Annotated in this window: 2 protein-coding genes; both read left to right on the top strand. The window is 53.3% G+C overall.

Going from position 1 to position 1,703, the window contains the following annotated elements:
* The coding region (locus FBQ85_30025) for a phosphoenolpyruvate carboxylase (GenBank protein MDL1879370.1) at positions 1–1,156 on the top strand (1,156 nt) is incomplete at its 5' end.
* 147 nt (positions 1,157–1,303) lie between these two features.
* Complete coding sequence (locus tag FBQ85_30030) at positions 1,304–1,573, top strand: DNA polymerase III subunit beta (protein MDL1879371.1); 270 nt, start codon at positions 1,304–1,306, stop codon at positions 1,571–1,573.
* Positions 1,574–1,703 lie beyond the last annotated feature (130 nt).

The raw sequence follows: 1,703 nt of genomic DNA on the forward strand, positions 1-1,703 counted from the left end.
GTTTGAAACCATCGATGACTTGAACCGCATCACCGATTTGATGGCGGCCGCTTTCATGGATCCGATTTATCGCTTGCATCTGCGCGCCCGTCACGATTTTCAAGAAATCATGCTGGGTTATTCGGACAGCAACAAAGACGGCGGCTACTGGATGGCCAACTGGGCGCTGTATCAAGCGCAACAAGCCGCAGCCGAGGTTTGCCGCCGCCATCAAATAGATTTTCGTTTGTTCCACGGCCGCGGCGGCACGGTGGGCCGGGGCGGCGGGCGCGCGAATCAAGCGATTCTCGCTATGCCGGCCGGCAGCCACAATAGCCGCATTCGCTTCACCGAACAAGGCGAGGTGATTACGTTTCGTTACTCTTCGCCGGCATTGGCGCACCGCCATCTCGAACAAATCGTGCATGCGATGCTGACGGCGCAAGCGCGGCATGCGCCCCCAACGCCGGCCGCCGCCAGCTCAACTTCGGAGAGTCACGAGTTGATGAACGAAATCGCGCAACAGGCGATGCGTTCGTATCAGAGTCTCATCCGACATCCGGAGTTTTGGCAATGGTACATCAGCGTCACGCCCATCGAGCACATCAGCCGTTTGCCAATTGCCTCGCGGCCGGTTTCGCGGAAAGCGGCGCATGAAGTTGATTTCGACGGCCTGCGCGCGATTCCCTGGGTATTCGCCTGGACGCAAACGCGCTACAACGTGCCGGGATGGTTCGGCATCGGCGCGGCCTTGTCAGAATTGCTCGCGACTCGCGCCGAGGCTCTGCAAAAATTGCAGCAGCTTTATCGAGAATGGCTGTTCTTTCGCACGGTTTTGGATAATGCCCAGCTTGAAATGAAACGCGCGCATTTGGCCATCGCCGGTTTTTATGCGCAAGCGCGCCGCGAATCCTTCCACCAAATCATTGTTGATGACTTTCAGCGCGCGACACAAGCGATTTGCGCCATTACCGGGCAGGCGGAGATTTTGGACAACGCGCCTGTGCTCAAAAAATCCATCGAGCTGCGCAATCCCTACACGGATGTGCTCAATCTCTTACAAACAGAATTGCTGCAACGATGGCGGCAACCGGACATCGCAGAACGCGAGCCGTTGAGGCACGCGTTGTTTTTGAGCATCAACGGCATTGCCGCTGCCATGCAAAGCACGGGATAGTTGTTGATTCCGGATTGGGGATTTCAGATTGCGGATTGTACATGCTTGAGTTTACAAAGCCGTTGCATCACAAAAGTGCCCTTGCTATCTTGTTTTCGTTACGAGCCGATCAAAATCTTGAATCCAAAGGCCACATTAGGTTTATTTATGGGACTCAGCCAATCCGACATCAATAAGATCATCGATCTCGCGAAAGCATATGGCGCGACGCGTTTGATTCTTTTTGGCAGCGCACTCGAAAGGCCGGAGCAAGCGCGGGATATCGACCTGGCTTGCGACGGAGTGACGGGCTGGAAGCTCTATGAATTGGGTGCGAAACTTGAGGAAATTCTGTGCAGACCCCTCGATCTGATTCCGTTATCTCCCGCTAATCGCTTCACGAAGCTAGTTGAAGCTCGAGGTAAAGCAATCCTATGAAATCAAATCTGAACAACTATCTTACAACACGAATCTCGTGCACTGTTACCTTAATTTTTATGACTATTTTATCTGTCATTCAGATGGAATCTTGTGAAGCATGCGGCCAAGAACGAATTTTCACAAGATC

It is taken from the genome of Cytophagia bacterium CHB2 (assembly GCA_030263535.1).
Lineage (GTDB): Bacteria > Zhuqueibacterota > Zhuqueibacteria > Zhuqueibacterales > Zhuqueibacteraceae > Coneutiohabitans.

What these genes read in the sequence shown, in the direction of transcription:
- FBQ85_30030 (MDL1879371.1), top strand. Translation starts at nt 1,304, where the DNA reads ATGGGACTCAGCCAATCCGACATCAATAAGATCATCGATCTCGCGAAA.